This is a genomic window from Microtetraspora malaysiensis, from assembly GCF_050947145.1.
Lineage (GTDB): Bacteria > Actinomycetota > Actinomycetes > Streptosporangiales > Streptosporangiaceae > Microtetraspora_A > Microtetraspora_A malaysiensis.
This window is the reverse complement of sequence record NZ_CP191998.1, coordinates 6,542,637-6,567,570: the sequence shown is the minus strand read 5'-3', so window position 1 is coordinate 6,567,570 and position 24,934 is coordinate 6,542,637. Positions and strand designations below refer to the sequence as shown.

Annotated in this window: 26 protein-coding genes; 16 read left to right on the top strand and 10 right to left on the bottom strand. The window is 69.0% G+C overall.

Features of this window, described 5'->3' with window-relative positions:
- The first annotated feature begins 22 nt into the window (after positions 1 to 22).
- The 5 genes from ACQP1V_RS30935 (at position 23) to ACQP1V_RS30915 (ending at position 3,769) form a co-directional block, all read left to right on the top strand.
- Positions 23 to 397, top strand: a complete 375-nt coding sequence (locus tag ACQP1V_RS30935) for an AraC family ligand binding domain-containing protein (RefSeq protein ID WP_067128914.1) — start codon at positions 23 to 25, stop codon at positions 395 to 397.
- A 278-nt stretch (positions 398 to 675) separates the two neighbouring features.
- Positions 676 to 1,998 carry an aromatic ring-hydroxylating oxygenase subunit alpha gene (locus tag ACQP1V_RS30930; RefSeq protein ID WP_387408697.1) on the top strand — a complete coding sequence of 441 codons (1,323 nt, stop codon included), beginning with the start codon at positions 676 to 678 and terminating at the stop codon, positions 1,996 to 1,998.
- Between the two features lie 22 nt (positions 1,999 to 2,020).
- On the top strand, positions 2,021 to 2,533 hold the full coding sequence (locus ACQP1V_RS30925) for an aromatic-ring-hydroxylating dioxygenase subunit beta (protein ID WP_433413519.1): 513 nt from the start codon (positions 2,021 to 2,023) through the stop codon (positions 2,531 to 2,533).
- Between the two features lie 10 nt (positions 2,534 to 2,543).
- Complete coding sequence (locus tag ACQP1V_RS30920) at positions 2,544 to 2,837, top strand: Dabb family protein (RefSeq protein ID WP_433413517.1); 294 nt, start codon at positions 2,544 to 2,546, stop codon at positions 2,835 to 2,837.
- A gap of 41 nt (positions 2,838 to 2,878) precedes the next feature.
- The gene (locus tag ACQP1V_RS30915) at positions 2,879 to 3,769 is read left to right on the top strand and encodes a VOC family protein (protein WP_387408700.1); all 891 of its coding nucleotides are present in this window, start codon (positions 2,879 to 2,881) and stop codon (positions 3,767 to 3,769) included.
- A 102-nt stretch (positions 3,770 to 3,871) separates the two neighbouring features.
- Here ACQP1V_RS30915 and ACQP1V_RS30910 read toward each other — a convergent pair whose 3' ends face one another.
- Positions 3,872 to 4,870: an aldo/keto reductase family protein gene (locus ACQP1V_RS30910; protein WP_433413516.1), complete on the bottom strand. Its 999-nt coding sequence runs from the start codon at positions 4,868 to 4,870 to the stop codon at positions 3,872 to 3,874.
- 27 nt (positions 4,871 to 4,897) lie between these two features.
- On the bottom strand, positions 4,898 to 6,898 hold the full coding sequence (locus ACQP1V_RS30905) for a multicopper oxidase family protein (protein WP_433413515.1): 2,001 nt from the start codon (positions 6,896 to 6,898) through the stop codon (positions 4,898 to 4,900).
- A 509-nt stretch (positions 6,899 to 7,407) separates the two neighbouring features.
- Here ACQP1V_RS30905 and ACQP1V_RS30900 point away from each other — a divergent pair.
- A complete protein-coding gene (locus ACQP1V_RS30900) occupies positions 7,408 to 8,292 on the top strand; it encodes an SMI1/KNR4 family protein (RefSeq protein ID WP_433413514.1) in 885 nt (294 codons plus the stop codon).
- Between the two features lie 69 nt (positions 8,293 to 8,361).
- On the opposite strand, the gene ACQP1V_RS30895 is transcribed toward ACQP1V_RS30900, so the two are convergent.
- Positions 8,362 to 8,973, bottom strand: coding sequence for a DUF3043 domain-containing protein (locus ACQP1V_RS30895; protein WP_433413513.1), 612 nt, complete (start codon positions 8,971 to 8,973; stop codon positions 8,362 to 8,364).
- Between the two features lie 143 nt (positions 8,974 to 9,116).
- On the opposite strand from ACQP1V_RS30895, the gene ACQP1V_RS30890 reads away from it, so the two are divergent.
- Genes ACQP1V_RS30890 through pspAB form a run of 4 tightly spaced genes read left to right on the top strand, consistent with a single transcriptional unit; the run spans position 9,117 to position 11,642 of the window.
- Complete coding sequence (locus ACQP1V_RS30890; RefSeq protein ID WP_084258631.1) at positions 9,117 to 9,914, top strand: PspA/IM30 family protein; 798 nt, start codon at positions 9,117 to 9,119, stop codon at positions 9,912 to 9,914.
- The gene (pspAA, locus tag ACQP1V_RS30885) at positions 9,911 to 10,189 is read left to right on the top strand and encodes a PspA-associated protein PspAA (RefSeq protein WP_067128127.1); all 279 of its coding nucleotides are present in this window, start codon (positions 9,911 to 9,913) and stop codon (positions 10,187 to 10,189) included. Before ACQP1V_RS30890 ends, pspAA begins: the two co-directional genes overlap by 4 nt.
- On the top strand, positions 10,189 to 11,085 hold the full coding sequence (htpX, locus tag ACQP1V_RS30880; protein ID WP_433413511.1) for a zinc metalloprotease HtpX: 897 nt from the start codon (positions 10,189 to 10,191) through the stop codon (positions 11,083 to 11,085). The genes pspAA and htpX overlap by 1 nt, the downstream gene beginning before the upstream one ends.
- A complete protein-coding gene (gene pspAB / locus ACQP1V_RS30875; RefSeq protein ID WP_433413510.1) occupies positions 11,085 to 11,642 on the top strand; it encodes a PspA-associated protein PspAB in 558 nt (185 codons plus the stop codon). The genes htpX and pspAB overlap by 1 nt, the downstream gene beginning before the upstream one ends.
- 27 nt (positions 11,643 to 11,669) lie before the next feature.
- Here pspAB and nadA read toward each other — a convergent pair whose 3' ends face one another.
- A complete protein-coding gene (gene nadA, locus ACQP1V_RS30870) occupies positions 11,670 to 12,824 on the bottom strand; it encodes a quinolinate synthase NadA (RefSeq protein ID WP_433413509.1) in 1,155 nt (384 codons plus the stop codon).
- 333 nt (positions 12,825 to 13,157) lie between these two features.
- Between nadA and erpA the strand changes: the two genes are divergently transcribed.
- Positions 13,158 to 13,511, top strand: a complete 354-nt coding sequence (gene erpA, locus ACQP1V_RS30865; protein ID WP_061256525.1) for an iron-sulfur cluster insertion protein ErpA — start codon at positions 13,158 to 13,160, stop codon at positions 13,509 to 13,511.
- Between the two features lie 233 nt (positions 13,512 to 13,744).
- Positions 13,745 to 14,731 (top strand): carbohydrate kinase family protein, encoded by a 987-nt coding sequence (locus ACQP1V_RS30860; protein WP_433413508.1) that lies wholly within the window; start codon positions 13,745 to 13,747, stop codon positions 14,729 to 14,731.
- 13 nt (positions 14,732 to 14,744) lie between these two features.
- On the opposite strand, the gene ACQP1V_RS30855 is transcribed toward ACQP1V_RS30860, so the two are convergent.
- The 3 genes from ACQP1V_RS30855 to ACQP1V_RS30845 form a co-directional block, all read right to left on the bottom strand.
- Entirely contained in the window at positions 14,745 to 15,176 is a 432-nt protein-coding gene (locus ACQP1V_RS30855) for a CBS domain-containing protein (RefSeq protein ID WP_433413507.1), read from the bottom strand.
- 61 nt (positions 15,177 to 15,237) lie between these two features.
- Positions 15,238 to 15,558: a sulfurtransferase TusA family protein gene (locus ACQP1V_RS30850; protein ID WP_433413506.1), complete on the bottom strand. Its 321-nt coding sequence runs from the start codon at positions 15,556 to 15,558 to the stop codon at positions 15,238 to 15,240.
- Positions 15,558 to 16,691: a cysteine desulfurase family protein gene (locus ACQP1V_RS30845; RefSeq protein ID WP_433413505.1), complete on the bottom strand. Its 1,134-nt coding sequence runs from the start codon at positions 16,689 to 16,691 to the stop codon at positions 15,558 to 15,560. Before ACQP1V_RS30845 ends, ACQP1V_RS30850 begins: the two co-directional genes overlap by 1 nt.
- 186 nt (positions 16,692 to 16,877) lie before the next feature.
- Between ACQP1V_RS30845 and ctaC the strand changes: the two genes are divergently transcribed.
- From ctaC to ACQP1V_RS30825, 4 genes are all read left to right on the top strand, one after another.
- Positions 16,878 to 17,708, top strand: coding sequence for an aa3-type cytochrome oxidase subunit II (ctaC, locus tag ACQP1V_RS30840; protein WP_433413504.1), 831 nt, complete (start codon positions 16,878 to 16,880; stop codon positions 17,706 to 17,708).
- The gene (gene ctaD, locus ACQP1V_RS30835) at positions 17,705 to 19,366 is read left to right on the top strand and encodes an aa3-type cytochrome oxidase subunit I (protein ID WP_433413503.1); all 1,662 of its coding nucleotides are present in this window, start codon (positions 17,705 to 17,707) and stop codon (positions 19,364 to 19,366) included. Before ctaC ends, ctaD begins: the two co-directional genes overlap by 4 nt.
- Complete coding sequence (locus ACQP1V_RS30830) at positions 19,363 to 19,758, top strand: cytochrome c oxidase subunit 4 (RefSeq protein ID WP_067128151.1); 396 nt, start codon at positions 19,363 to 19,365, stop codon at positions 19,756 to 19,758. The genes ctaD and ACQP1V_RS30830 overlap by 4 nt, the downstream gene beginning before the upstream one ends.
- A gap of 163 nt (positions 19,759 to 19,921) precedes the next feature.
- The gene (locus ACQP1V_RS30825) at positions 19,922 to 21,097 is read left to right on the top strand and encodes a L,D-transpeptidase (protein ID WP_433413502.1); all 1,176 of its coding nucleotides are present in this window, start codon (positions 19,922 to 19,924) and stop codon (positions 21,095 to 21,097) included.
- Between the two features lie 317 nt (positions 21,098 to 21,414).
- On the opposite strand, the gene qcrB is transcribed toward ACQP1V_RS30825, so the two are convergent.
- From qcrB to qcrC, 3 genes are read right to left on the bottom strand one after another with little or no spacing between them, the layout of a single operon-like run.
- A complete protein-coding gene (qcrB, locus tag ACQP1V_RS30820) occupies positions 21,415 to 23,040 on the bottom strand; it encodes a cytochrome bc1 complex cytochrome b subunit (protein WP_067128157.1) in 1,626 nt (541 codons plus the stop codon).
- A complete protein-coding gene (gene qcrA / locus ACQP1V_RS30815; RefSeq protein WP_433413501.1) occupies positions 23,040 to 24,125 on the bottom strand; it encodes a cytochrome bc1 complex Rieske iron-sulfur subunit in 1,086 nt (361 codons plus the stop codon). Before qcrA ends, qcrB begins: the two co-directional genes overlap by 1 nt.
- The gene (qcrC, locus tag ACQP1V_RS30810; RefSeq protein ID WP_433413500.1) at positions 24,125 to 24,934 is read right to left on the bottom strand and encodes a cytochrome bc1 complex diheme cytochrome c subunit; all 810 of its coding nucleotides are present in this window, start codon (positions 24,932 to 24,934) and stop codon (positions 24,125 to 24,127) included. Before qcrC ends, qcrA begins: the two co-directional genes overlap by 1 nt.

Here is a 24,934-nt window from a genome sequence, read left to right as displayed (position 1 = left end):
GGACGCCGAGAAAGGAACGACCATGTTCAACCAGCACCTGTACGGCGTCGCGGTGAACTGGGACGACATCCCCGCGACCGAGATCCGCCCCGGAGTGCGGCGCAAGGTGTACTCCACCGACGAGATCATGCTCGCCTGGCACGAGCTGGCCGTCGGGATGACCCTCAACCCGCACCACCATGACGACTTCGACCAGCTCGTGCTCATCCACCAGGGCCGCTGCACGTACTACGTGGACGGCGTGGGCCACGACCTCGGGCCGGGCTCCATGCTGCTGGTGCCCAAGGGGGCCGAGCACTACATCGAGCCCGTCGAGGGGCCGTGCGTCAACGTGGACGTCTTCGCGCCGCCGCGCGCGGACTTCCGTGACGCCGTCTGGCTCCCGGAAGGCCCCTGACCGGTAGGTGACCGGCCGCCCGTGCGTACCATTCGACCGGCCGGCGGGGCGGCCCGCCCGGCCCGCCGTCCGGCGCGGGGCCGATCCGGGGCGCCACGTGCCCGTCGGGTGACCCCGCCAGGGCGGCGCGAGCGTGCCCGCGCGTCGCGGGGCGGATTTCCCCTGAACAGGGATGAGCCGGACCCTCTTGACATTCCACAAGGCTCCGGGCCAGCATCACATTGCGAGACGGTATCTCGAATTCTCGCTCAAATCGCAAGAAGGGCCAGACCGCGGCGATGACGCAGTTGACACATACGGACCCCGGTGGAACGCCCAACCGCTCCCTCGTCCACGAGGACTGGGACGCGTTGACGTTCAAGGTGCACAGGTCGGCCTACCGGTCGCCCGCCCTGTTCCAGCAGGAGACGTCCCGCATCTGGGGCCACACCTGGCTGTACCTGGGGCACGAGACCGAGATCCCGAACCCGGGCGACTTCAAGTCCCGCACGCTCGGCGGCCGGCCGCTCATCTTCTGCCGCGACTCCTCCGGCAAGATCCAGGTGTTCTTCAACGCCTGCACCCACCGCGGCACCATCCTGTGCCGGCACAACGAGGGCAACACCAAGTTCTTCCAGTGCTTCTACCACGCCTGGGCGTTCAGCAACTCCGGCGAGCTGGCCGCGCTGCCCGGTGACGAGGCGTACGCCGACGTCCCCGGCTTCAAGGAGCGGCACCGGCTGCGCTCCGTCCCGCGCGTGGACAGCCACGAGGGCTTCGTCTTCATCTCCTTCGACCCGGACGTGCCGGACCTGCTGACCCACCTCGGTGAGGCCGCGCACTACATGTCGCTCACCGCCAAGATCGGTCCGCAGGGCATGCAGACCGTCCCCGGCGTCCAGCTCTACTCGGTCAAGGGCAACTGGAAGCTCGCCGTCGAGAACGCCATGGACGGCTACCACTTCGCCCCCACCCACAACACCTTCGTGGGCTATCTGCGCGAGACCGGCTTCGCGGTCACCGACGACGACCAGTACGCCTACGACCTCGGCGACGGCCACGGGCTGCTCATCCTGACCGGGCACAACGGCCGCATCGGCATGGTGTGGGAGCCGCGCTTCGGCCCGGAGGAGAAGGAGCGCATCGCCGCCAAGCGGCAGGAGATGGAGCAGCGCCTCGGCAAGGAGCTCGCCGCCGAGGTCGCCGACGCCAGCCGGATCCTGTACGTGTTCCCCAACCTGCTGCTGTTCGACCTGGAGGCGCTGACCATCCGGCAGATCGAGCCGGTCGAGGCGGGCCGCACGGACGTGCGGGCCTGGCAGTTCGTCGAGACCGGCGAGCCGGACGAGGTCCGGGCGCTGCGCATCAAGACGATGGTCAGCTTCGTCGGCCCCGGAGGGCTCGCGACCCCCGACGACATCGAGGCGTACGAGGCGGTGCAGCGCGGCATCGAGGCCACCGCGGACTCGGCCGACCCCGCCTGGGACTGGAGCGACATGTCGCGCGGCATGGCGAACGAGAAGCAGGGCAACCAGGGCCGCTCCATCGACGAGGGCGCGATGCGCAGCTTCTGGCGGCAGTGGTCGCGTCGCGTCGAGGGTGACGGAACCCCGGGTGCCTGAGCGGCCGGGACAGGTGGAGAGCATGGACCAGCGTAAGGAGAGCACCATGGGCCGCCGCACGGTGACCAGGGCGGAAGCCGAGGACTTCCTCTACCGGGAGGCGATGCTGCTCGACGAGTGGCGCCTGGACGAGTGGCTGGCCCTCTTCGAGGAGGGCGGCCGCATGGAGGTCACCACCACCGACTGGAACGGGTGGGACAGCTCCACGGCCGGCGCCTTCATGTGCGACGACCACGACCTGCTCAAGGCCAGGGTGAAGCGGCTCAAGAGCCGCAAGGCGCACGCCGAGAACCCGCACTCCCGCACCCACCGGATGATCTCCAACGTGATCATCCTGGAGCAGGGGGACGAGACGGTCTGGGTCGCCGCCAACTTCATCATCCACCGCTACCGCGACAACCAGGCGTTCTCGTACGTCGGCCGCTACGAGCACGTCCTGCTGGTCGACGACGACGGGCTCAGGTTCCGGCTCCGCAGGTCGATCCCGACCATGGAGACGATGGCCCCGGGCGCCCGGCTGAGCTTCATCCTCTGAGGCGGCGTCCATGATCAGGCACACGCTGGTGTTCCGGTTCCGCGCCGACGTCCCCGACGAGACCGTCGCCGCCGTCCTCGCGGAGCTGGACACCTTCCCGGCGAAGTACCCCACGATGCGCAACTGGGCCAGCGGTCGCAACATCAGCACCCGCGACACCACGATGACGCACGGGTTCGTCGTCGAGTTCGACACCGAGCAGGATCTCCTGGACTACCTCGGCAGCGACTCCCACGAGGAGTTCGTACGCGAGCGCTGGCGCCCGGTGATCGACCGGCAGGCGATCGTCACCTTCGCGTACTGACGTGCGCGCCCCCCTACGACCACGACCGATGAGGAACTGACATGACGACTGACGGCGCCCGCCGCAGGGGGCCCCACAGCATGGAGTACGCGCGGATCCTGGTCCCGGACATGGCCGAGACCATCGAGTTCCTGCGCTACCACGTCGGCCTCCAGCTGGAGCGGCACACCGACGAGTACGCCTACCTGCGCGCCGACATCGAGCACCACTGCATCGAGCTGATCAGCGACCCGAGCCTTTCGGCGTCGCACACCGTCGCGATCGGCTTCAGCGTCGAGTCCGCCGAGGTGCTCGCCGACCTGCGCGAGCGGGTGACCGCCGCCGGTCTCGAGGTGCTGGCGCTCCAGGACCGGATGAAGGGCCTGTGCCAGGACGGCTTCGCCGTACGCGACCCGAACGGCCTGATCATCGAGCTGTTCACCGAGTTCCAGGAGTACGCCGAGCCGCCGACGATCGAGCTGCGCCCGCGCAAGCTGGTGCACCCTTTCCTCGCCACGGACAAGTACGACGAGTGCCTGGAGTTCTACACCAAGGTCCTCGGCTTCCAGGTCTCGGACTACGTCGGCGACATCTCGGCGTTCCTCCGCTCGGAGGACCGGTTCCACCACAGCCTCGCGCTGCAGCGGAACAAGGAGTACTTCGTCGCGCACCTGTGCTTCATGATGAAGAGCTTCGACCACGTCATGCGCGGGCGGGCGCGGGCGCTGCACAAGAAGGTGCCGATCCCCTCCGACCTGGTCAACCACTCCGCGTCCACGTCGATCGCGTTCTACATGTTCGAGCCCAAGCACGGGCCGCGGTACGAGCTGTGCGACGGCCACCGGGTCTTCACGCCCGAAGAGCACGAGACGCACCGGGCCCGCCGCATGGTCGCCGACCCGCGCAACATCGACGTGTGGCGCGCGGCCGACAACGACTGGGACCGTTTCTGACCCGGCGCCACGCGAGGTACGGCGCCGGGCTCTGACCGGGGCGGCGCGGATCCCCTACCGGCAGGGATCCGCGCCGCGCCTTCGTTTCCGGAGCGCGGCTCGCTACGGCCGGCTCGCCGGGCTCACCGTCTTGGCCGGGTCGCGTTCGACCACCGGACCGAGGATCTCGTCGATCTTGCGCATGGTGTCGGCGTCGAGCTTGACCCCGGCCGCCTTCACGTTGTCGCGGACCTGCTCGGGACGGGTCGCGCCCACGATCGCCGACGACACGTTGGGGTTCTGCAGCACCCAGGCCACGGCGAGCTGGGCCATGGTGAGCCCGTGGTCAGCCGCGACCGGCTTCAGCTCCTGCACCCGGCGCAGCACCTCGTCGGACATGAGGCTGTCCATGAACCGCGACCCGGTGGTGTCCGTCGCCCGCGAGCCGGCGGGCGGCGGCTGCCCGGGCAGGTACTTGCCGGTCAGCACACCCTGCGCGATGGGCGACCACACGATCTGGCTGAGCCCCTCGCGCTCGCTCAGCGGCACGACCTCGGCCTCGATGACCCGCCACAGCATCGAGTACTGCGGCTGGTTCGAGACGAGGCGGTCGAAGCCCATCGACTCGGCGATCTTCAACGCCTGGGAGATCTGGTCGGCGCTCCACTCGCTGACACCGACGTAGAGCACCTTGCCCTGCCGTACGAGGTCGTCGAAGGCCCGGAGGGTCTCCTCCAAAGGAGTCTCAAAGTCGAAGCGGTGCGCCTGATAGAGGTCCACATAGTCCGTGCCGAGCCGCCGCAGCGACCCGTTGATCGACTCCATGATGTGCTTGCGTGACAGGCCGCGGTCGTTGCGGCCGGGCCCGGTCGGCCAGTAGACCTTCGTGAAGATCTCCAGAGACTCGCGGCGCACGCCCTTCAGCGCCCGGCCGAGCACCTCCTCGGCCTTCGTGCCCGCGTAGACGTCCGCGGTGTCGAAGGTCGTGATGCCCTCATCCAGGGCCGCGCGCACGCACGCGTGCGCGGCGTCCTCCTCAACCTGGGAACCGTGCGTGATCCAGTTGCCGTAGCTGATCTCACTGACCATGAGACCGCTCCGGCCGAGATGGCGGAATTCCATAAGCGGAACACTAGAACACCCGGTCGATCAGGCGGTGCGCTGGTGTGCCAGGCGCATCGCCGCGATCCCCGGCGGGAAGACGATGATCGGCCGCATCATGCCCATATCCTGGTGTTCCAGCAGGTGGCAGTGGTAGGCGTACCGCCCGGTGCCGCCCACGAACGTGCCGGCGATCTCCACGACCTCCGCGTCGCCGAGCCGGACCACGTCCTTCCAGCCCTTCTCTCCCTCCTCGACCACGCCCGTCTCCTTGAACTCGAGGGGCCGGGTGGTGCCGCAGAGCTTCATGTCGAACCCGCTGACGTCGTAGACCTCCCGCGACAGGATCTGGAAGCGCATCAGGTGGATGTGCATCGGGTGCAGCGCCGTGGCGACGTTGATGAACGTCCACTGCTCGCACTTGCCCAGCTCGCTGTAGAAGTTCACGGTGTCGTCGGGGTTACGGGAGATCCGTTTGAAGGTCCGCAGCCGGCCGTCCGCTCCCCGGAGCTGCACCACGCCGTCCGACGGGATCCGCACCGACGCCGCGTCCACCTCCGCCATCTCCCACATCTCGGCGTGCCGCCCGCCGAGCACCTTCGTGGCGACGATCCGGTGATAGCGGTCCGCTGGCAGCGCGCCGTACGTCAGGCGGGCGAACGAGGACGAGAGCACCGCGGGAGGGGTGAACGAGTCGGCTCCGCCCCCGGCCGCGACCCGGAACTGCATCATCTGCGGGTACGGCAGGCCGGGCGTGGGCACCCCCGGAGACGACTCCCGCGAGATGGGCGGGGCGGGCGGGTTGTCGTCCAGCACGTTCACCAGCCGCAGCCGCCGCCCGCCGGATTTCGAGAAGTCGACCAGGATGTCCACCCGCTCCCCGGGCGACAGGATGAGCGGTGAGTCGACGGTAACCGGTGCGGGGAGGAGCCCGGCGTCCGTCCCGATCTGCCGCACCGCCCCCTTCACCGGCCGCCCGGTCTCCTCATCGATGATCATCATGTGGTACGTGCGGGTGTTGCAGGCGTTGAGGATCCGGAACCGGTACCAGGCGGGCTTCACGTCCAGATAGGGCCAGATCGTGCCGTTGACCAGCGTGTACGGCCCGCGGAACCCGGCCGTGATGTGCGGCGGCGCGGCGTCGGCGTAGGTCACCTTGTGCAGCAGGCGGCCGGTGAGCCGTCCGTCCGCGTCCACCTCGAAGTTGCGATCGGTGATCACCAGCGGGATCTCGCGGTCGTCACCCGGGAGCCTGAGCCGGTCCTCCTCATCGTCCCTGATCAGGTACATGCCGATCAGCCCGGCGAAGAGCGTCCACGTCGAGACGTGCATCGAGTGATCGTGGTACCACAGGGTCGACGCCGGCTGGGAGTTGAGATACTCCACGATCTGCGTCTCGCCGGGGAACTGCCCGTTCTCCGACCACCCGTCCTGGCCCGCCCCCGTGACGGCGCCGTGCAGGTGCACGACCAGCCACGGCGGGATCGCGGCCACGTCCGCGCGCGGCGTGCCCCCGCTGCGCCCCGGCACGACGTACGGGTTGGGCTGCACCCCCACCGGGGCGTAGACCTCCACCGCGGTGACCGGCACCCGCTGGTCGTCGATGACGTTGCGCCAGGCCACCTCCAGCCGCTGCCCGCGCCGCACCTCGATGGTCGGGCCGGGGAAATGCCCGCCGTAGGTCCACAGGCGGGTCGGCGGGAGCTGCGCGTGCAGCCGCCGGTTCACCGAGCGTAGCTCGATCGTCAGCCGCTGCTCCTGCGGGCGGAGGACCGGCGGGACGCGGAGCGCGTCCAGGAAGGGCGTCAGCGTGGTGGTGATCCCGCGGCCCTGCGGGATGTCCGCCGCGGCGGGGGGTACGTTGCCGGTCGGCGAGGAGCCGGGGCGCTGCGGGCCGTGCGCCGAACTTCCGTGCGGGTCGTCTCCCGATGCGATCCTCCCCGGAGTCTCCCCGCGGACCGACGCCACCACCCTGCCGCCGCCCCAGCCCACCGCGGTCGCCGCGAGCCCCGCGGCCACGGTCCAGAATCCCCGCCTGCTGGTCCTCATCCCCGCTCCGTCTTCGCGATCGTCTCGCCGCCCCCCAAGCGACCGGTACGGCTCTCTCCCGCGGCCGCCCCGGGCGCGACGCCGGTCGCCATAGTGCCACGACCCGCCCGTACAGCCCGGGAAGCCGCGCAGGAGCCCGGATCGGGACCGCCGCCGTCGCGCGGGAGCGGATCAGACCTGGGACGGATTGGCGGTAGTGTGCCCCGGTGCGGCGGTTGATCCCTTCTCGTCTGATACGGCTCGCGCTCGCGGCCGCAGTGGCCGCGACCATCGTCGGGGCCGTGTTCCTCCTGTTCCGGCGCCGCGCGGACCCTGCCTCCGGCGGCGTGCCCGGCCGTGTTTCAGGGCGTGCGTCCGGTCATGCGGCGGACGGCGCCATCGGCGGTTTGGCACGTCCTGACCAAAGCCGTCCGGTCCCGCGGAGAGGGGGCGAACCCGGCACCGGCACGGCCGAGGTCGCGTCCTTCCCGCCCGAGCCGGTCCGAAGCCGAAGGCGGCTGCACCGGTTGGTGGGGGCCGCGGTGGTCGTCTGCCTGCTCGCGCTGGGAGTCCGCTACGTCGAGGCCACGACCTTCCACGAAGATCCGCTGACCTCGGCGGACGCGCGGCACCCGGACAGCGTCCCCTGTGTCGGGGACGGCTGCCTGGGCAGCGGCGTCGGCGCTGTGACATCCGCCACCGGTGGGGCGGATCCCGAGGACCATGTGCAGCCGGAGGAGAAGCCGGACCCGGCGTGCGCGCCCACCGTGGGCAGGCCCGTGGTCCGGCCGGTGCGGCCCCGGGTGACCCGCGCCGTGAACCGGCAGTGGCGGCGCATCGAGAGGTGGCTCAAGGCCAACGCGCCCCGGACGTTCCGCACGCTGCGCCCGCCCGCGAGGGCGGGGACGATCGCCGTCGCCGAAGCCCAGATGGGCGTGCGGTTCCCCGACGACCTGCGCGCCTCGCTGCTGCGCCACAACGGCTCCCGCGTCACGCCGGAGACCGGGGGCCTGCGGCTCTACCGGTACGGGATGTCCGGCGTGAAGGAGATCCGCGACACCTGGCGGCACCTGTGCCGGCAGGAGGGCGTCGACTACACCGACGATCCGCGTGACGAGTGGTGGAGCGGGCGGATGATCCCCGTCGGCGACGACCGGAACGGTGAGTACCTGCTGGTCGACTCAGTACGAAGGGACGTCGCGGGATCGATCGCCGAGAACGGCGGAACCTTCACGGGCGGGCCGGACTGGACCTCGTACTACGCGTTGCTCAGGACCGTCGCCGACGCGCTGGTCTCGGGACAGCCGATCAAGGGCCGGCTCGCCCCCCAGGTGACGGATGGGGCGCTCGGATGGGTCGCCGTGGACGACCGGGAAACGGGCAACCCGGGCGTGACCGTCGGTACGACGCCGTAGGAGGAGGGGAAGGGGCGGAACGGCGTACGGCCACCGCGTCGCGGTGGCCGTACCGGAACCCGCCCGCCCTCAGCTCGACGGCGGGGTGACCGGCTTGCCGCCGGGCAGCACCATCGGCTTGGGGAAGCGCAGGCGGCGGATCTGCGAGGAGCGCATCGCGGCGTAGAAGCCGATGCCCTTCAGGTTCTCGCCGGGGAATTTCTGCGCGGCGGCCTGCTTCACCCGGTACCCGACGTAGAACGAGTTGCCGATGACCGCGACCATCACGATCGGCAGGGCCAGGGTGTAGACCGTCAGAACCGCCACGCGGATCTGCGGCGGGAACGGGACCACCGACAGCAGCATGATGACCAGCACCGCGGGCAGGAAGTACTGCCCGGGGAGACGCCGGGAATCGACCCAGTCCCGGGCGAACCTGCGCACGGGACCCTTGTCACGGGGGAGGAGGTACTTCTCCTCGCCACGGAGCATGCCCTCACGCTGCCGGGCCCGCTGCACCCGGTCCCGGTCCCGCTGCTGGCGGTAGGCTTCCTTGCGGTTGGCCGGTGCGGTGACGGGCGAGCGGCGGCGCCCCTGCGCCTCGCTCCGCTTAGGGGTGGGACGGCCCTTGCCCTGAGGCTTAGGATCTTGGACGGAGATGGGGGTCTCGTCCGTGGTGGCCTGGTTACGACGTCCGAACACGTCGCCCAGCCTACCGGGAGTGCAACTTAGTGACGCCCTCACGCGTTATGCGTAGGGTGAACCAAGGCGGCTTGGCCGCTTTTGGGCGACTGAATACGGCTGGGGCTACCCACGCAACCTTGAGAAGGGGACGGCCGACGCGCATGAGCGTGATGAAAAGACTTTCCATGATCTTCAAGTCGAAGGCCAATAGGGCACTGGACAAGATGGAGGATCCGCGGGAGACCCTGGACTACTCCTACCAGCGCCAGCTTGAGCTGCTGCAGAAGGTGCGCCGGGGCGTGGCCGACGTCGCCACCAGCCGCAAGCGGGTCGAACTGCAGATCAACCAGCTCGAAGCCCAGGGCAAGAAACTGGAGGACCAGGGCAGGCAGGCGCTGTCCGTCGGACGGGAGGACCTGGCGCGTGAGGCGCTGACCCGCCGCAACGGCCTCAACACCCAGATCGCCGACCTGCGGATCCAGTACAACAACCTGCAGGGCGAGGAGGAGAAGCTCACCCTCGCCAGCCAGCGGCTCCAGGCCAAGGTGGACTCCTTCCGCACCAAGAAGGAGACCATCAAGGCCACCTACACCGCGGCCGAGGCGCAGACCCGGATCAACGAGGCGTTCTCCGGCATCTCCGAGGAGATGGGCGACGTCGGCCTCGCGATCCAGCGCGCCGAGGACAAGACGGCGCAGATGCAGGCGCGCGCCGGCGCGATCGACGAGCTGCTCGCCAGCGGCGCGCTCGACGACTTCACCGGTCAGCGCGACGACATCCAGGCCGAGCTCGACCGCATGGGCGGCGGCACGGACGTCGAGCTGGAGATCGCCAGGATGAAGGCGGAGCTCGGGCAGGGTCCGGCTCCCAAGAGCGCCATCGAGGCCGGGCAGCCTGGCCAGGCGGCCCAGCAGGCGCCGCAGACCCAGCAGATTCGGCAGCCGGGGGAGGGCCTGTGATCGTCAGAATCATGGGAGAAGGCCAGATCCAGATAGCCGACGCCGACCTCGACGTTCTGAACGCCCTGGACGACGAGCTTGAGGCCGCCATCGAGGCAGAGGATGAGGCGGTCTTCCGGGTCAAGCTGCACGCGCTTCTGGACAAGGTCCGTCAGGTGGGCAAGTCCCTGCCCGACGACTCGCTCGAGCCGTCCGAGCTGATCCTGCCTCCCGCCGACGCCTCGATCGAGGAAGTGCGGGACATGCTCGGCGACACCGGGCTCATCCCGGGCTGATGTCCCGGACCAGGTTCGCCCCTGATCGTGGTCTGACCACCCGGATGGTCGCGACCATGTTCTTGCTCGGCCTGCTCTACGTCGCGTTCATGGCCATCCTGATCGCGGTCGGGGTGCGGGCGGTCGTGGTTCTGGTGATCGCCGCGGGCTTCCTGCTGGTGCAGTACTTCCTGTCCGACAAGATCGCGTTGTTCGCGATGCACGGACGGGAGGTCTCCCCTCAGGAAGCCCCTGAGCTGCACGGCATCATCGACCGGCTGAGCGCGATGGCGGACATGCCCAAACCCAGGGTGGCGATCGCCGACTCGGACGTGCCGAACGCGTTCGCCACCGGGCGCAACCAGAAGAACGCGGTCGTCTGCGTGACGACCGGCATCCTGCGCAGGCTCGACGCGCGGGAGCTGGAAGGCGTCCTCGCCCATGAGATGTCCCACGTCGCGCACCGCGACGTGGCGGTCATGACGATCGCCTCGTTCCTCGGCGTGGTGGCCGGGCTGATGACCCGGTTCGCGCTCTACAGCGGCCTCGCGGGAGGCCGCAGGGACAACAACAACGGCCCGCCCGTCGGGCTGATCATCCTGCTGGTGTCCGGCATCGTCTACGCGGTGAGCTTCCTGCTGACCCGGGCCCTGTCCCGCTACCGCGAGCTGGCCGCCGACCGCGCGGGCGCCCTGCTGACGCAGCAGCCGTCCGCACTGGCGAGCGCGCTCACGAAGGTGAGCGGCGAGATCGCGCGGATCCCGACGCAGGATCTGCGCGAGGCGCAGCCGTTCAACGCGTTCTACTTCGCGCCCGCCCTCTCCGGACAGAGCGTCGCGTCCCTGTTCTCCACCCACCCGTCGCTGGAGCGCCGCCTGGAGCAGCTTTCCGGCATCTCGGCCGAGCTGGGGCGCTGATGGGCTGGTTCGACGCGCTTCTCGGCAGGTCGAAACCGGCGAAGCCGGACCTCGACGCGCTGTTCGCGTTGCCGTCGGCGGCGGTGACCCTGCAGGCGGCCACCGGGTTCACCCCCGCCGGCGTCGGGTCGGTGTGCTTCCGCGCCGCGGAGGGCGGCGCCTTCGTCCGGCTCGAACAGGAGATCCAGGCCCTGCTCGGCACGGGCACCGAGCTGGCGCCCGACTCGTACGGCTACACCTGGCTGGTGGTCCGCCGCCCCGCCGAGGACGTGGCGTCGCTGGTCACCGACCTGCACGCGGTCAACTCGACGCTGGAGGCGAACGGCTTCGGGCCGTCCCTGCTGTGCTCGCTGGTGACCTTCGCCGACCCGCGCGGCCGGCGGCTCGCCATCGTCTACCTGTACAAGCAGGGCACCTTCTACCCCTTCGCGCCCACCGGTGGCACCCACCGGGACAACGCGCTCGAACTGCAGATGCGCGGGGTGCTCGCGGGCGAGCTCAAGATCGAACCCGACCTCGCCCGCTGGTTCCCGGTCTGGGGCGCCCCCGGCCTGTGAGCCGGTCGCGCGGCGCCCCCGGCCCCACTACGGAAGCGCCAGCATGCGGTCGAGCGCGACCTTGGCCCAGTGGGTGGTGTCGGGGTCGACGGTGATCTGGTTGACCACCTCGCCGTCGGCGAGCGACTCCAGCGCCCACACCAGGTGCGGCAGGTCGATCCGGTTCATGGTGGAGCAGTAGCAGACGGTCCGGTCGAGGAAGGTCACGTCCTTGTCCGGGAACATCCCCGCGAGCCGCTTGACCAGGTTCAGCTCGGTGCCGATCGCCCACGACGAGCCGGCTGGGGCCTCCTGAAGCTTGCGGATGATGTATTCCGTGGAGCCGACGAAGTCGGCCTTGGTCACGACCTCGTGCCGGCACTCCGGGTGGACCAGCACGTTCACACCGGGGATGCGGGCGCGTACGTCGTCGACGCATTCGGCGGTGAACCGGCCGTGGACCGAGCAGTGGCCCTTCCACAGGATCATCCGGGCGTTCTCGAGCTGCTCCCGGGTGAGGCCCCCGTTCGGGCGGTGCGGGTTGTAGACGACGCAGTCGTCCAGCGACATGCCCAGTTCCAGCACGGCGGTGTTGCGGCCGAGGTGCTGGTCGGGGAGGAACAGGACTTTCTCTCCCTGCTCGAAGGCCCACTCCAGCGCGCGCCGCGCGTTGGACGAGGTGCAGACGGCCCCTCCGTGCCGCCCGCAGAAGGCCTTGATGTCGGCGCTGGAGTTCATGTACGTGATCGGGACCACGCGGTCGGCGAGCCCCGCGTCCTCCAGGGCGTCCCAGCACTCCTCGACCTGGTCGAAGGTCGCCATGTCGGCCATCGAGCAGCCGGCCGCCATGTCCGGCAGGACGACCTTCTGGGCGTCGGAGGTGAGGATGTCGGCCGACTCGGCCATGAAGTGGACGCCGCAGAAGACGATGTATTCGGCCTCGGGACGGGCGGCGGCCTCGCGGGCGAGCTTGAAAGAGTCGCCGGTCACATCCGCGAACTGGATGACCTCGTCGCGCTGGTAGTGGTGGCCGAGCACGAAGAGCCTGTCGCCGAGCCGTTCCTTGGCCTTGCGGGCGCGCTCGACCAGCGCGGGATCGGAGGCGAGGGGCAGCTCACCCGGACACTCCACGCCACGCTCGCTGTGCGGGTCGGCGTCCTGGCCGAGGATGAAGAGCGGAATCCCGGTCTCGGTGGTCGTCACGACCACACCCCCTTCGGGGACTTATCGTCGAACTGACGACTAATAATTACACATCCTTCGTCCGTTTCGTGCCAGGGGTCGCCGGTCTCCGCGCCAGCCTGCCCCCGACCCGACCCGGTCCGCGCTCACCGGCGATCACGAGCCCGGGTGCCGCGGGGAGGGCCCGGCCGGGAATGTGTGGCGCCGAAGCGGTGTTGGTAGCGTCTATCTGGGGAGAGCTCAGGGGTGTGGCCTTCGGCAAAGGCGGAAACCATCCCTTTGGGCCCACCCTGAGACGTCAGAATCCATCGACCGCTCCCGGAGGGCGGTTGACGCAGACGCGGGAGTCAGCACATGACGGTTGAGAGCAGCGAGACCACCCAGCAGGGTCTGATCCTGACTGACGCGGCCGCCGCCAAGGTCAAGAGCCTGCTGGAGCAGCAGGGCGAGGAAGGACTGCAGCTGCGCGTCGCGGTGCAGCCGGGTGGCTGTTCCGGCCTTCGCTACCAGCTCTTCTTCGACGACCGCTCCATGGACGGCGACGTCGTGTCGGACTTCGGCGGTGTCAGCGTCGTGACCGACCGGATGAGCGCGCCGTACCTGATCGGCGCCACAGTCGACTTCGTGGACACGATCGAGAAGCAGGGCTTCACGATCGACAACCCGAACGCCACGGGCTCCTGCGCCTGCGGCGACTCGTTCAACTAGCGGCCGCCCGCGGCCCCGGAGCAATCCCCTCGGGCCGCGCACCGCGACATGGACGCCCCGTACGGCCCTGCCGTGCGGGGCGTCGGCGTGCACCGGCGCCGGTGGAGATCCCACCTGGACTCCGGTCGCGTATTCTTGCGGGGTTTGTCGGAACGTTCATCGAGGCGTCCGCGAAGACCTATGGAGACCCTCGAAACGTTCGTCCAGATGCTGACAACGAGGAGACTGACCCCGTGCGCATCGCCGTCACCGGCTCCATCGCGACCGACCACCTGATGACCTTCCCCGGCCGTTTCGGGGACCAGCTCATCGCCGAACAGCTCGACCGGGTATCCCTGTCCTTCCTGGTCGACGAACTGCAGATCCGCCGCGGGGGGTGCGCGGCGAACATCTCGTTCGGCATGGGATGCCTGGGGCAGCGCCCCGTCCTCGTCGGCGCCGTGGGAACGGACTTCACGGACTACCGATCGTGGCTGGAGCGCCACGGCGTCGACTGCGAGTCGGTCTACGTCTCCGAGCTGCACCACACGGCGCGCTTCCTGTGCACCACGGACGAGGATCACAACCAGATCGCCTCGTTCTACACCGGGGCGATGGCCGAGGCCAGGGAGATCGAGCTGGGCCCGATCATCGACCGCCTCGGCGGCCTCGACCTGGTCCTGATCAGCCCCAACGACCCCGATGCCATGCTGCGGCACACGGACGAGGCGCGCGGCCGGGGCATCCCCTTCGCGGCCGACCCCTCCCAGCAGCTCGCCCGGATGCCCGGCGAGGACATCCGCCAGCTCGTCGACGGCGCGGCCTACCTGTTCGGCAACGACTACGAAAAGGGCCTCATCGAGCAGAAGACCGGCTGGTCGGACGAGGAGATCCTGCAGCGGGTCGGCGTGCGCGTCACCACGCTCGGCCCGAAGGGCGCGCGGATCGACCGCGTCGGCGAGCCGAGCCTGCACGTCCCCCCGGCTCCCGAGCTGGGTAAAGCCGACCCGACCGGCGTCGGCGACGCCTTCCGGGCCGGCTTCCTTTCGGCCCTCTCCTGGGACCTGTCACTCGAGCGCTGCGCGCAGGTCGGCAACCTCACCGCGACGCATGTCCTGGAGCAGGTCGGCTGCCAGGAGTACGAGCTGAGCCAGCGCGTCTTCCTGGAGCGGTTCGGCGCCGTCTACGGCCAGGACGCCGCGGGCGAGGTCGCCGTCCACGTGAAGTGCCACTACGCGTAGCCGCGGCACGCGGTTACCGACGCGGCGTGCTTTCCGCGTAGATCCTGGTGACCGCCTCGGCGAGCTTGTCCTCGGGCAGGTGGGCGGCCAGGTCGGCCTCGCTGATCACCCCGACCAGTCGGTGGTTCTCCAGCACGGGCAGCCGCCGGATCTGGTGCTCCTCCATGGTTTGGAGTGCGTCGTCCAGATCCGCGTCGGCGTCGATCCACACGGGCGTGCCCTGCGCGAGTTCCCTCGCCTTCACCTCGGCGCAGTTCTTACCGGCCGCGACGCACTTGATGACGATGTCGCGGTCGGTGATGATCCCCTTGAGCCGGTCGTCCTCGCCGCACACCGGCAGCGATCCGACGTTGAGGTCGCGCATCATCCGCGCGGCGGTGAGCAGGTTCTCGTTCTCCCCGATGCACTGCACGCCGAAGTGCATGACGTTGCGTGCGGTGGTCATGAAATCCCCCGAGATCTCTCGATGTGCGTTTCCGGGGACCCTCTACCCAGAAGATGGGCGGTCAGTAGTTACGCCGCACCTGGATGGCCCAGCCGCCCTGGGGGATCTCGGCGCTGCCCACGTGCGCGTGGGACTTCAGCCGGCACCACGCGGGGATGTCGGTGTACGCGGCCGGGTCGTCGGCCAGGACCTCGACCACCGCGCCCATCGGCACCTGGTTGATCTGGTCGGCCAGCATGATGATCGGGATCGGGCACTTGCGCCCGAGCGCGTCGATCGTCAGAGCGGCGGGCTCACGCGTCCCGGCCTGTGTCTCGGCCACCGCCTCCGCCCTCGGCTCCCCGGTCTCGCCCCCGCCGGCCCCCGAACGCCTCCGCCACATCAGCGCACTCCCAAACTCGCTCGGATGCGTCGCACGATGTCCGGTAGTGCGGCGAGGAACCGGTCGACGTCGCCCTCGGACACGCCTCGAGGCAGCGATACCCGGACGTTCCCGTGCGTAAGCACCCCCATCGCCTCCAGCACGTGCGATGGACGAAGCGTACTCGCCGTGCAGGAACTCCCGGATGAGACGGCGAACCCGGCCCGGTCCAGCTCGGTCAGCAGCGCCTCGCCCTCCACGTAAAGACACGAAAAGGTGACGATATGCGGCAACCTCAGGACGGGGTCGCCGACCACCTCCACATCGGGAACCAGGCGCGGAACCTCGGTCCTGACCCGATCGACCAGGGCCGACAGCCGAGCGTTCTCCGCCGCGGCCTCTTCGGCCGTCGCGCGCAGCGCCGCCGCGGCGGCCACGATCGCCGGGACGTTCTCGAACCCCGGCACGCGGCGCCGTTCCCGCTCGTCCTGCGGGTACGGCGAGCGCCAGCGGGTCCCCTTGCGCACCGCGAGGACCCCGACCCCCGCCGGGCCGCCCCACTTGTGCGCGCTCGCCGTCAGCACGGACCAGCCGCGGGGGAGCGGGAGCCGCCCCGCCGACTGCGCGGCGTCGACCAGCAGCGGCACCCCCGCCTCCTGGCAGGCCGCGGCGGCCTCCTCGACGGGCTGGAGGGTCCCCACCTCGTGGTTGGCCGTCTGCAGGCAGGCCAGCGCCGTCCCCGGCGCGGAGACGGCCCGCGCGAACGCCTCCGCGTCCACCCGGCCGGAACGGCTCACGCCGACGACCTCGGCCGTGCCGCCCCCGCGCTCGTGCTCCTCGGCGGCGTGCAGGACACTGGAGTGCTCGACCGCGCCGGTCACCAGGCGATCTCCGACGCGCCTGCGGCCGTTCAACGTGCCGAGGACGCCGAGATGGACCGCCTGGGTGCCCGACGAGGTGAACGCCACCTCGTCCGGGCGGGCGCCGATCACCTCGGCGACGTCGGCCCGCGCCTGCTCAAGCAGCATCTGCGCGCGTCGCGCGGCGCCGTAAAGGCGTGCCGGGTCGGCCCAGCCGGAGTCGAGGGCGGACAGCAGGGCGTCCCGCGCCGCGGGATGAAGGGGTTCAGTCGAGGCAGCGTCCAGATAGACCACAGTTAGGACATTAACGGGGGCTGCTCAGAGGGGCGGTCCCGGTCCGCGCTAATGTGTCCCCCAGCGTGAACTCAATCAAGTAAAGGGGTGACCGGTCCGAGACGGCCCTGGTCCCTTTGAACGTGCAAGTTGGAAGATTCGCCCAGGAGAAGGACTCTTGGGCTTCACCTGTGGGGTAGGCAATCCGTGAGTCCGACCCGCCGTACGACACGGCGACCGTTGGCCCGCCGCCGGTTGCCACGCGTCGCCGCTCTGGCGGTGCTCGTGGCTGCTGCGACGGCGTGTAGCGCCCAGACGACTGAGCAGTGGTCCCGTGGCGGTATGCCCGAGGGCGTTACAGAGCAGTCACTCCTTACCCAGTCGCTCTGGAACGGGGCCTGGATCGCGGCACTGGCCACCGGCATCGTCGTGTGGGGCCTGATCCTCTGGGCGTGCGCGTTCCACCGTAAGAAGAAGAATTCGCCGGACCGGCTGCCGCCTCAGGTGCGGTACAACCTGCCGATCGAGATCCTCTACACCGTGGTGCCGATCATCATGGTCTCGGTCTTCTTCTACTTCACCTCGCGTGACGAGACCACGATCATGAAGGTGACCGGCACCGCTCCGGTCAAGGTCAAGGTCGACGGCTTCCAGTGGAGCTGGCGCTTCACCACCGAGTACCAGGACAAGACCGCCAAGGTCGAAGGCGTGCCGGTCGACCTCGCCAAGCAGAGCGTCGAGAACCCCGAGGGCCCGCAGCTCGTGCTGCCGACGGGCGCCGAGGTCGAGTTCGAGCTGCACTCGCCCGACGTCATTCACTCGTTCTGGGTGCCGGCTTTCCTGTTCAAGCAGGACGTGTTCCCCGGCCAGGTCCACAACAAGTTCCAGATCAAGACCTTGAACCGCCCCGGCGTCTTCGTCGGACGGTGCGCCGAGCTGTGCGGCGTCGACCACAGCAAGATGCTGTTCTCCGTCAAGCTCGTGCCGCAGGCGGAGTTCGACCAGTACATCCAGAGCCAGGCGGGGAGTGCACAGTGACCGCCATCCACCAACCCGCCGCCCTCGCGGCCCGGCCGTACACCAAGGGCTCGGTCGTGGCCAAGTGGCTTTCCACCACTGACCACAAGGTCATCGGGAACCTGTACCTGATCACGTCGTTCGTGTTCTTCCTGATCGGCGGCGTCATGGCGCTGGTCATGCGCGCCGAGCTGGCCCAGCCGGGCCTGCAGTTCGTGACGAACGAGCAGTTCAACCAGCTCTTCACCATGCACGGCACGATCATGCTGCTGATGTTCGCGACGCCGCTTTTCGCGGGCTTCGCCAACGCGATCATGCCGTTGCAGATCGGCGCGCCCGACGTGGCCTTCCCCCGGCTGAACATGGTGAGCTACTGGCTCTACCTGTTCGGCAGCACCATCGCGGTGGCGGGCTTCATCACCCCGGGCGGCGCGGCCGCCTTCGGATGGACGGCGTACGCGCCGCTGTCCAACGCGGTGACCTCGCCCGGCCTCGGCGGCGACATGTGGATCATGGGTCTGGCGCTGTCCGGGCTCGGCACGATCCTCGGCGCGGTGAACTTCATCACCACGATCATCACCATGCGCGCGCCCGGCATGACCATGTTCCGGATGCCGATGTTCACCTGGAACATCCTGCTCACCAGCGTCCTGGTGCTGCTGGCCTTCCCGGTCCTCGCGGCCGCGCTGCTGGCGCTGGAGGCCGACCGCAAGCTCGGCGCCCACATCTTCGACTCCGCCACCGGTGGCGCGATGCTGTGGCAGCACCTGTTCTGGTTCTTCGGGCACCCCGAGGTCTACATCATCGCGCTGCCGTTCTTCGGCATCATCACCGAGGTCATCCCGGTGTTCAGCCGCAAGCCGATCTTCGGTTACATCGGCCTGGTCAGCGCGACGATCCTGATCGCGGGCCTGTCGATCACCGTGTGGGCGCACCACATGTTCGCGACCGGCCAGGTGCTCCTGCCGTTCTTCTCGTTCATGACGTTCCTCATCGCGGTCCCGACCGGTGTGAAGTTCTTCAACTGGATCGGCACGATGTGGCGTGGCCATATGACGTTCGAGTCGCCGATGCTGTTCGCGATCGGCTTCCTGGTGACCTTCCTCTTCGGCGGTCTCACCGGCGTCATCCTGGCCTCGCCGCCGCTCGACTTCCACATCACCGACACCTACTTCGTCGTGGCCCACTTCCACTACGTGATCTTCGGCACCGTGGTGTTCGCGATGTTCTCGGGCTTCTACTTCTGGTGGCCCAAGTTCACCGGGCGGATGCTGAACGACCGGCTGGGCAAGGTCCACTTCTGGCTCACGTTCTTCGGCTTCCACCTGACCTTCCTGGTGCAGCACTGGCTGGGCGTCATCGGCTTCCCGCGCCGCTACGCCGACTACGCGGCGGTGGACGGCTTCACCGACCTGAACATGGTCTCGTCGGTGGGCGCGTTCCTCCTCGGCGCCTCGCTGCTGCCGTTCTTCTACAACATGTGGATCACGTGGAAGAAGGCGCCGAAGGTCACCGTCGACGACCCGTGGGGCTACTGCGGCTCGCTCGAGTGGGCGACCTCCTGCCCGCCGCCGCGGCACAACTTCACGTCGCTGCCGCGCATCCGGTCTGAGCGTCCCGCGTTCGACCTGAAGTACCCGCACCTTTCCGCGCAGCCTGCACTGGAGGAAGGCCGATGAAGGTCCAGGGTTGGGTGTTCGTGATCTGCGGCCTCTTCTTCGCCGCAGTGGACGTGGTCTACTGGTTCTGGTCCAAGGAGCCGACCGGCACCGCGGTGATGGCCATCTCCGTCGGCCTCGCCTTCATGGTCGGCTACTACCTGCTCTTCACGGCTCGCCGCATCGGTGAGCAGCCGGAGGACAGCAAGGAGGCCGAGATCAGCGACGGCGCCGGCGAGCTGGGCTTCTTCAGCCCGCACAGCTGGTGGCCGCTGTTCGTCTGCCTCTCCGCGGCGCTGACGTTCTTCGGCTTCGCCGTCGGGATGTGGCTCTTCCTGATCGGTGTCTTCGCCACCGTCATGAGCATGATCGGCTTCGTGTTCCAGTACTACCGGGGCAACTTCTCGCACTGACCCGGAGGAGCGCGTCTCCACCGACTCCGTCGCGGCCGGCCAACGATCTCGTTGGCCGGCCGCGACGCTTTTCTTTGCCAGGTGTCATCCCTGCCCTGAGCGCAGACCCAACGTAATCGGGTACTAACCCGTTGCAAGTGGTACGTGGCGGGGGGAGGCCGACGTGCGAGCTGGTGCTGGGCTGCTTGCCATACTCATGGCGACCGGATGTTCCGCCGCCGTGGCGGATCGCGAGAAGGAGGCCGGCGTACCTGCGGCGGCGGTGGGCATCACGCCGGAGAACGGGGCCCAGGGCCTCGCGCCCGAACTGCCCATCATGATCACGGCCGCCGCGGGGACGCTGAAGAGCGTCACGGCCGAGGCGAAGGGCAAGCCCGTGGCCGGGATGTTCAGCGCCGACCGGACGAGGTGGCGGAGCGCCCGGCCGATGACACCGGGCACCGATTACACGGTCACCGCCGTGGGGGTCAACGCGGCGGGCAAGACCACCGAGACCAGGAGCGTCTTCTCGACGCAGAAGGCGGCCAAGACGTTCGACGTCCAGACCATCCTCCCGAACAAGGAGATCACCGGTCTGACAGTGGGCATCGGCATGCCCATCATGATCACATTCGACCACGACGTCACCGACCGCGTCTCGGTGGAGAAGAACCTGCAGGTCTACGCGTCCAAGCCGATCCAGGGCGCGTGGCACTGGTTCGACAACCGCCGGGTGACGTTCCGTCCCAAGGAGTACTGGCCGGCGCACACGAAGGTCCGGCTGGTGGCCCGGCTCGCCGGTGTCCGCGGCGGCGAGGGCACGTACGGTACGAAGGACTACGTCCGCGACTTCACCATCGGCCGCTCTCAGATCAGCCACGCCGACACCGGATCGCATTACATGAAGGTGGAGCGTGACGGGAAGGTCATCCGGAGCATGCCCATCAGCGCCGGCATGGGCGGTGCGATGAAGTACTACACGACCTCGGGCATCCATCTCGCCATGGACCGCGAGCTCGTCACCGTCATGACCTCGCCCGGGATCGGCCCCGGCAGCCCCGGCTACTACCAGACCACCGTCTACGACACCGTACGGATCTCCGACACCGGCGAGTACGTGCACGGCGCCCCGTGGTCGGTGGGGGACCAGGGCAACTCCAACGTGAGCCACGGCTGCGTCAACGTCAGCCCCGCGAACGCGAAGTGGTTCAGGATCAACACCCTGATCGGCGACCCCATCGTCATCAGTGGATCGCCGCGGCCGCTCGACCCGACGAACGGCTGGGGGCACTGGCAGGAATCCTGGAAGCAGTGGCTCAAGTGGAGCCGGCTCCGCGGCGCCAGCACCGAGCCGCTCTGACGGCCGCTGAACGCCGCGACGACGGCCCGTGTCCCCCTTTCTCGGGGGCGCGGGAGTCCGCCGTCTGCGGCCGAATGAGGGCCGGACAGCCAATTCGGGGGAGAGGCGCCCTTGTGGTGGCGTGCGCGCGTCGCGGGCGGCCGCTCAGGGCGGCTCAGCGGCGCCGCGCCGCCCCGGCGAGCCGTAGGGGCCCGTCCCTGAGGGTAGGTCGCCGTGCGGCGCCCAAAGGCGTCGTGCGGCCCCCACGGGGCCGGAGAAAGCGAAACGGCCCGGGTGGGAATCCCCACCCGGGCCGCTCACGTGCGGTTCACCCGGACTCAGTGACCTTCTTTGTGCTCCCCGGCGCCGACGGCGACGTGCTCCTCGCCGTGGCCCTCCTCAAGGGGGACGCGGTCGGTGCCGTACGCCTTGCTCATCTTGGCGCGGAGCCGGCCGATCAGCGAGCGGGCGCCCTTGGGCGGGATCCCCTCACGGTCGGCTGCGCTCTCGATGACGGGGATCTCCTTCTTGCCCCGCATGTGCGCCAGGATGTCGTCCGCCGGCGGCGTGTGGACCTCGATGTACTCGCCGTTCGGCATCCGCTTGATGACACCGGACTCGACACCGTGGGACACGATCTCGGCGTCCTTGCGCTGGAGGCCGAGGCAGATCCGGTAGGTGACGAAGTAGGCGATCGCCGGGCCGAGGAAGACGGCCACCCGGCCGAAGATCGTCGTCTCGTAGAGGCCGATGTGGAAGTTGGCCGAGATCTCGTCGTTGGCGCCCAGCAGCCACAGGACACCGTAGAACGTCATCGCGGAGATGCCGATCGAGGTGCGGTGCGGGTTGTTGCGCGGCCGGTCGACGATGTGGTGCTCGCGCCGGTCGCCGGTCACCCACTGTTCCAGGAACGGATACAGCGCCAGGCCGGTCATGATGAGCCCCAGCGGCAGCAGCGCCGGGATCAGCACGCTCAGCGGGATCGTGCCTCCGGACGTGCCGAAGAGGTTGATCTCCCACGCGGGCATCAGACGTAGAGAGCCTTCGAGGAAGCCCATGTACCAGTCGGGCTGCGAGCCCGCCGAGATGTCCGCCGGTGTGTACGGCCCGAACAGCCAGATCGGGTTGATCTGCGCGAACGTGCCCAGCAGCGCCAGCACGCCGAACGTGAACAGGAAGTACGCGCCCGCCTTGGCCATGAAGGCCGGGTAGAACGGCGCGCCCACCACGTTGCGCTCGGTCCGGCCCTTGCCCGGCATCTGCGTGTGCTTCTGCACCCACATGAGGATCATGTGAGCGGTGATCAGCGCCAGCAGGATGCCCGGGATGAGCAGGATGTGCAGCGTGAAGAACCGGGAGATGATGTCCTCGCCGGGGTACTCGCCCCCGAACAGGAAGAACTGGATGTACGTGCCGATCAGCGGGATCGACAGGATGACGCCCTGGGTGATGCGCAGACCGGCACCGGACAGCAGGTCGTCCGGCAGCGAGTAACCGGTCAGACCCTCGAACAGGGCGAGGCTCAGCAGCAGGATGCCGATCAGCCAGTTCAGCTCGCGCGGCTTGCGGTATGCCCCGGTGAAGAACACGCGGAGCATGTGCACCACCATGCCGGCGATGAACAGCAGGGCCGCCCAGTGGTGGATCTGCCGGATGAGCAGACCGCCGCGGACGTCGAACGAGATGTTCAGCGCCGAGGCGTACGCCTCGGACATCATGACGCCCTTGAGCGGCTCGTACGCCCCGTTGTACATCACTTCGCCCATGGTGGGCCTGAACCAGAACGTCAGGAACGTACCGGTCAGCAGCAGGATGACGAACGAGTAGAGCGCGATCTCACCCAGCAGGAACGACCAGTGGTCGGGGAACATCTTCCGCAGATTGCGCTTGAGGAAGCTGCCCGCCCCGAGCCGGTCGTCGACGAAGGTCGAAACGCCGGCGATTGCCTTCGGAGGAGTGTCCATTACGCCTTCTCCGCCTTCTCCCGGGCTTCCTTCTCAGCGTCCCCGCGCTCCCAGAAGCTGGGACCGACGGGCACGTTGAAGTCGGCCTTGGCGATGAGGTAGCCCTCTTCGTCGATCCCGATCGGAAGCTGCGGCAGCGGCCGCGCCGCGGGACCGAAGACGACCTTGGCGCCGTCGGCGGCGTCGAAGGTCGACTGGTGACACGGGCAGAGGATGTGGTGGGTCGTCTGCTCGTACAGCGCCGCGGGACAGCCCACGTGGGTGCAGATCTTCGAGTAGGCGACGATGCCGTCGTGCGTCCAGTTCAGGTTCGTGCCGGACTTGAGCTCCTCCGGACGGAACTTGAGCAGGATCAGCGTGGCCTTGGCCAGGGCGTTGAGGTCGTGCTCGTAACCCTCGGGCACCACCGAGAGGATGCCGCCGGGCGAGTTGAAGTCGGCGGCGCGGATCGGCTGGCCGGTGCCCTCGGTGATGAGGCGGCGCGGCTTGCCGTTCTTGGTGGCCTCGCCCCAGACCGTGTGCCGGAGCTTGGTGCCCGGCAGCGGGCCGAGGTCCCTGAGCAGGACGATCGGAGCCAGGCCGAGCGGCGCCGCCGCCAGCAGCAGCGTGCGGCGGAGCAGCTTGTGCTTGACGAAGCCGCTCTCGTTGGCTCCCGCGAGGAACGTCTCCTTGACGGACTCACGGGTCTCGGAGTCGGACGCCATCGGGTGGCGCTCCTGGATCATGCTGTACTTCGGCATGATCCTGCGCACCCACGTCGTGATGCCGGCCGCCAGCGCGAGCAGCGCCAGCGTCAGCGTGCCGCCGAGCGCGAAGTTGGACGCCGAGGTCTTCTCGAGCGTCCCCACCTGGAAGATGACGTACGAGGCGATGAAGCCGACGCCCGCCAGGAAGGCGATCGCGAACAGAAGCGCGACCACCCTTTCGGCCTTACGGGCGCTGTCGGGATCCTGGAGCTTCACCCCAAGCAGGGCCTCGGGCTTGTGGGCGGGCTCTTCCTTGAGGACGGCCTCGCTCGGCGGGGGGGTGCCGATAACGCGCTTAGGCACGCGATCCTCGGGCTGGTCGATGGTGTTGTCTGTCATTAGTGAGCCTGTCGCTTCTTCGCGGTGATCCAGATAGCGGCGAGAACCAGCAGGCTGATGCCGACGACCCAGCCCACCAGGCCCTCGGTCACCGGACCGATCCTGCCGAGGCCGGCACCGCCCGGGTCCACCTGGCCGCGGACGCTGGTGATGTAGGCGATCATGTCCCGCTTCTGTTCGGGAGTGATCACTGAGTCGTTGAAGACGGGCATCGCCTGCGGACCGGTGGCCATCGCCTCGTAGATCTGCGTCGGCGACGACTCGTGCAGCGGGGGTGCGTACTTGCCGTAGGTCAGCGCGCCGCCCGCGCCGACGAAGTTGTGGCACTGGATGCAGTTCGCGCGGAACAGCTCGCCACCCTTCGCCGGGTCGCCCTTGGCCGGGTCCACCTGCTCGGCCGTCGGCCGGGTCGGGCCGCCGCCCAGCGACTGCACGTACGCAGCGAGCTGGTCGATGGCCTCGGGGGTCACCCACTCGTCAAGGGGCTTGCGCGGAGCCTGGGCCCCCGGGTCGGCCGCAGGCATGCGCCCGCTGCTCACCTGGAAGTCCACGGCCGCCGCGCCCACGCCCACCAGGGTGGGGCCGGACTTGGTGCCCTCGGCGTTCAGCCCGTGACAGCTGGCGCAGTGGGCGACGAAGAGGTCCTTGCCCTTCGCCACGTCATCGGCCTTGCCGGACGCGACCGCCGCGTCCGCGGTGCTGCCGTTCGGCGCGGCGAGCGCGTATCCCCCGCCGAGGAGGCCCAGCGCGAGTGCCACAACGGCAAAACGCGCGAGGGGATGCCGCCGTCGCGCGGTGATGGATTTCAC

Bases quoted from the DNA above. Each gene is read 5' to 3' on its own strand.
- ACQP1V_RS30910 (WP_433413516.1), bottom strand. From the start codon at position 4,870: ATGGAATTCCGCCATCTCGGCCGGAGCGGTCTCATGGTCAGTGAGATC.
- erpA (WP_061256525.1), top strand. From the start codon at position 13,158: ATGACGGTTGAGAGCAGCGAGACCACCCAGCAGGGTCTGATCCTGACT.
- ACQP1V_RS30905 (WP_433413515.1), bottom strand. From the start codon at position 6,898: ATGAGGACCAGCAGGCGGGGATTCTGGACCGTGGCCGCGGGGCTCGCG.
- ACQP1V_RS30920 (WP_433413517.1), top strand. From the start codon at position 2,544: ATGATCAGGCACACGCTGGTGTTCCGGTTCCGCGCCGACGTCCCCGAC.
- qcrB (WP_067128157.1), bottom strand. From the start codon at position 23,040: ATGGACACTCCTCCGAAGGCAATCGCCGGCGTTTCGACCTTCGTCGAC.
- ACQP1V_RS30890 (WP_084258631.1), top strand. From the start codon at position 9,117: ATGAGCGTGATGAAAAGACTTTCCATGATCTTCAAGTCGAAGGCCAAT.
- qcrA (WP_433413501.1), bottom strand. From the start codon at position 24,125: ATGACAGACAACACCATCGACCAGCCCGAGGATCGCGTGCCTAAGCGC.
- ACQP1V_RS30830 (WP_067128151.1), top strand. From the start codon at position 19,363: ATGAAGGTCCAGGGTTGGGTGTTCGTGATCTGCGGCCTCTTCTTCGCC.
- ACQP1V_RS30935 (WP_067128914.1), top strand. From the start codon at position 23: ATGTTCAACCAGCACCTGTACGGCGTCGCGGTGAACTGGGACGACATC.
- ACQP1V_RS30925 (WP_433413519.1), top strand. From the start codon at position 2,021: ATGGACCAGCGTAAGGAGAGCACCATGGGCCGCCGCACGGTGACCAGG.
- ACQP1V_RS30930 (WP_387408697.1), top strand. From the start codon at position 676: ATGACGCAGTTGACACATACGGACCCCGGTGGAACGCCCAACCGCTCC.
- ACQP1V_RS30850 (WP_433413506.1), bottom strand. From the start codon at position 15,558: ATGTGGCGGAGGCGTTCGGGGGCCGGCGGGGGCGAGACCGGGGAGCCG.
- htpX (WP_433413511.1), top strand. From the start codon at position 10,189: ATGTCCCGGACCAGGTTCGCCCCTGATCGTGGTCTGACCACCCGGATG.
- pspAB (WP_433413510.1), top strand. From the start codon at position 11,085: ATGGGCTGGTTCGACGCGCTTCTCGGCAGGTCGAAACCGGCGAAGCCG.
- ACQP1V_RS30915 (WP_387408700.1), top strand. From the start codon at position 2,879: ATGACGACTGACGGCGCCCGCCGCAGGGGGCCCCACAGCATGGAGTAC.
- ACQP1V_RS30855 (WP_433413507.1), bottom strand. From the start codon at position 15,176: ATGACCACCGCACGCAACGTCATGCACTTCGGCGTGCAGTGCATCGGG.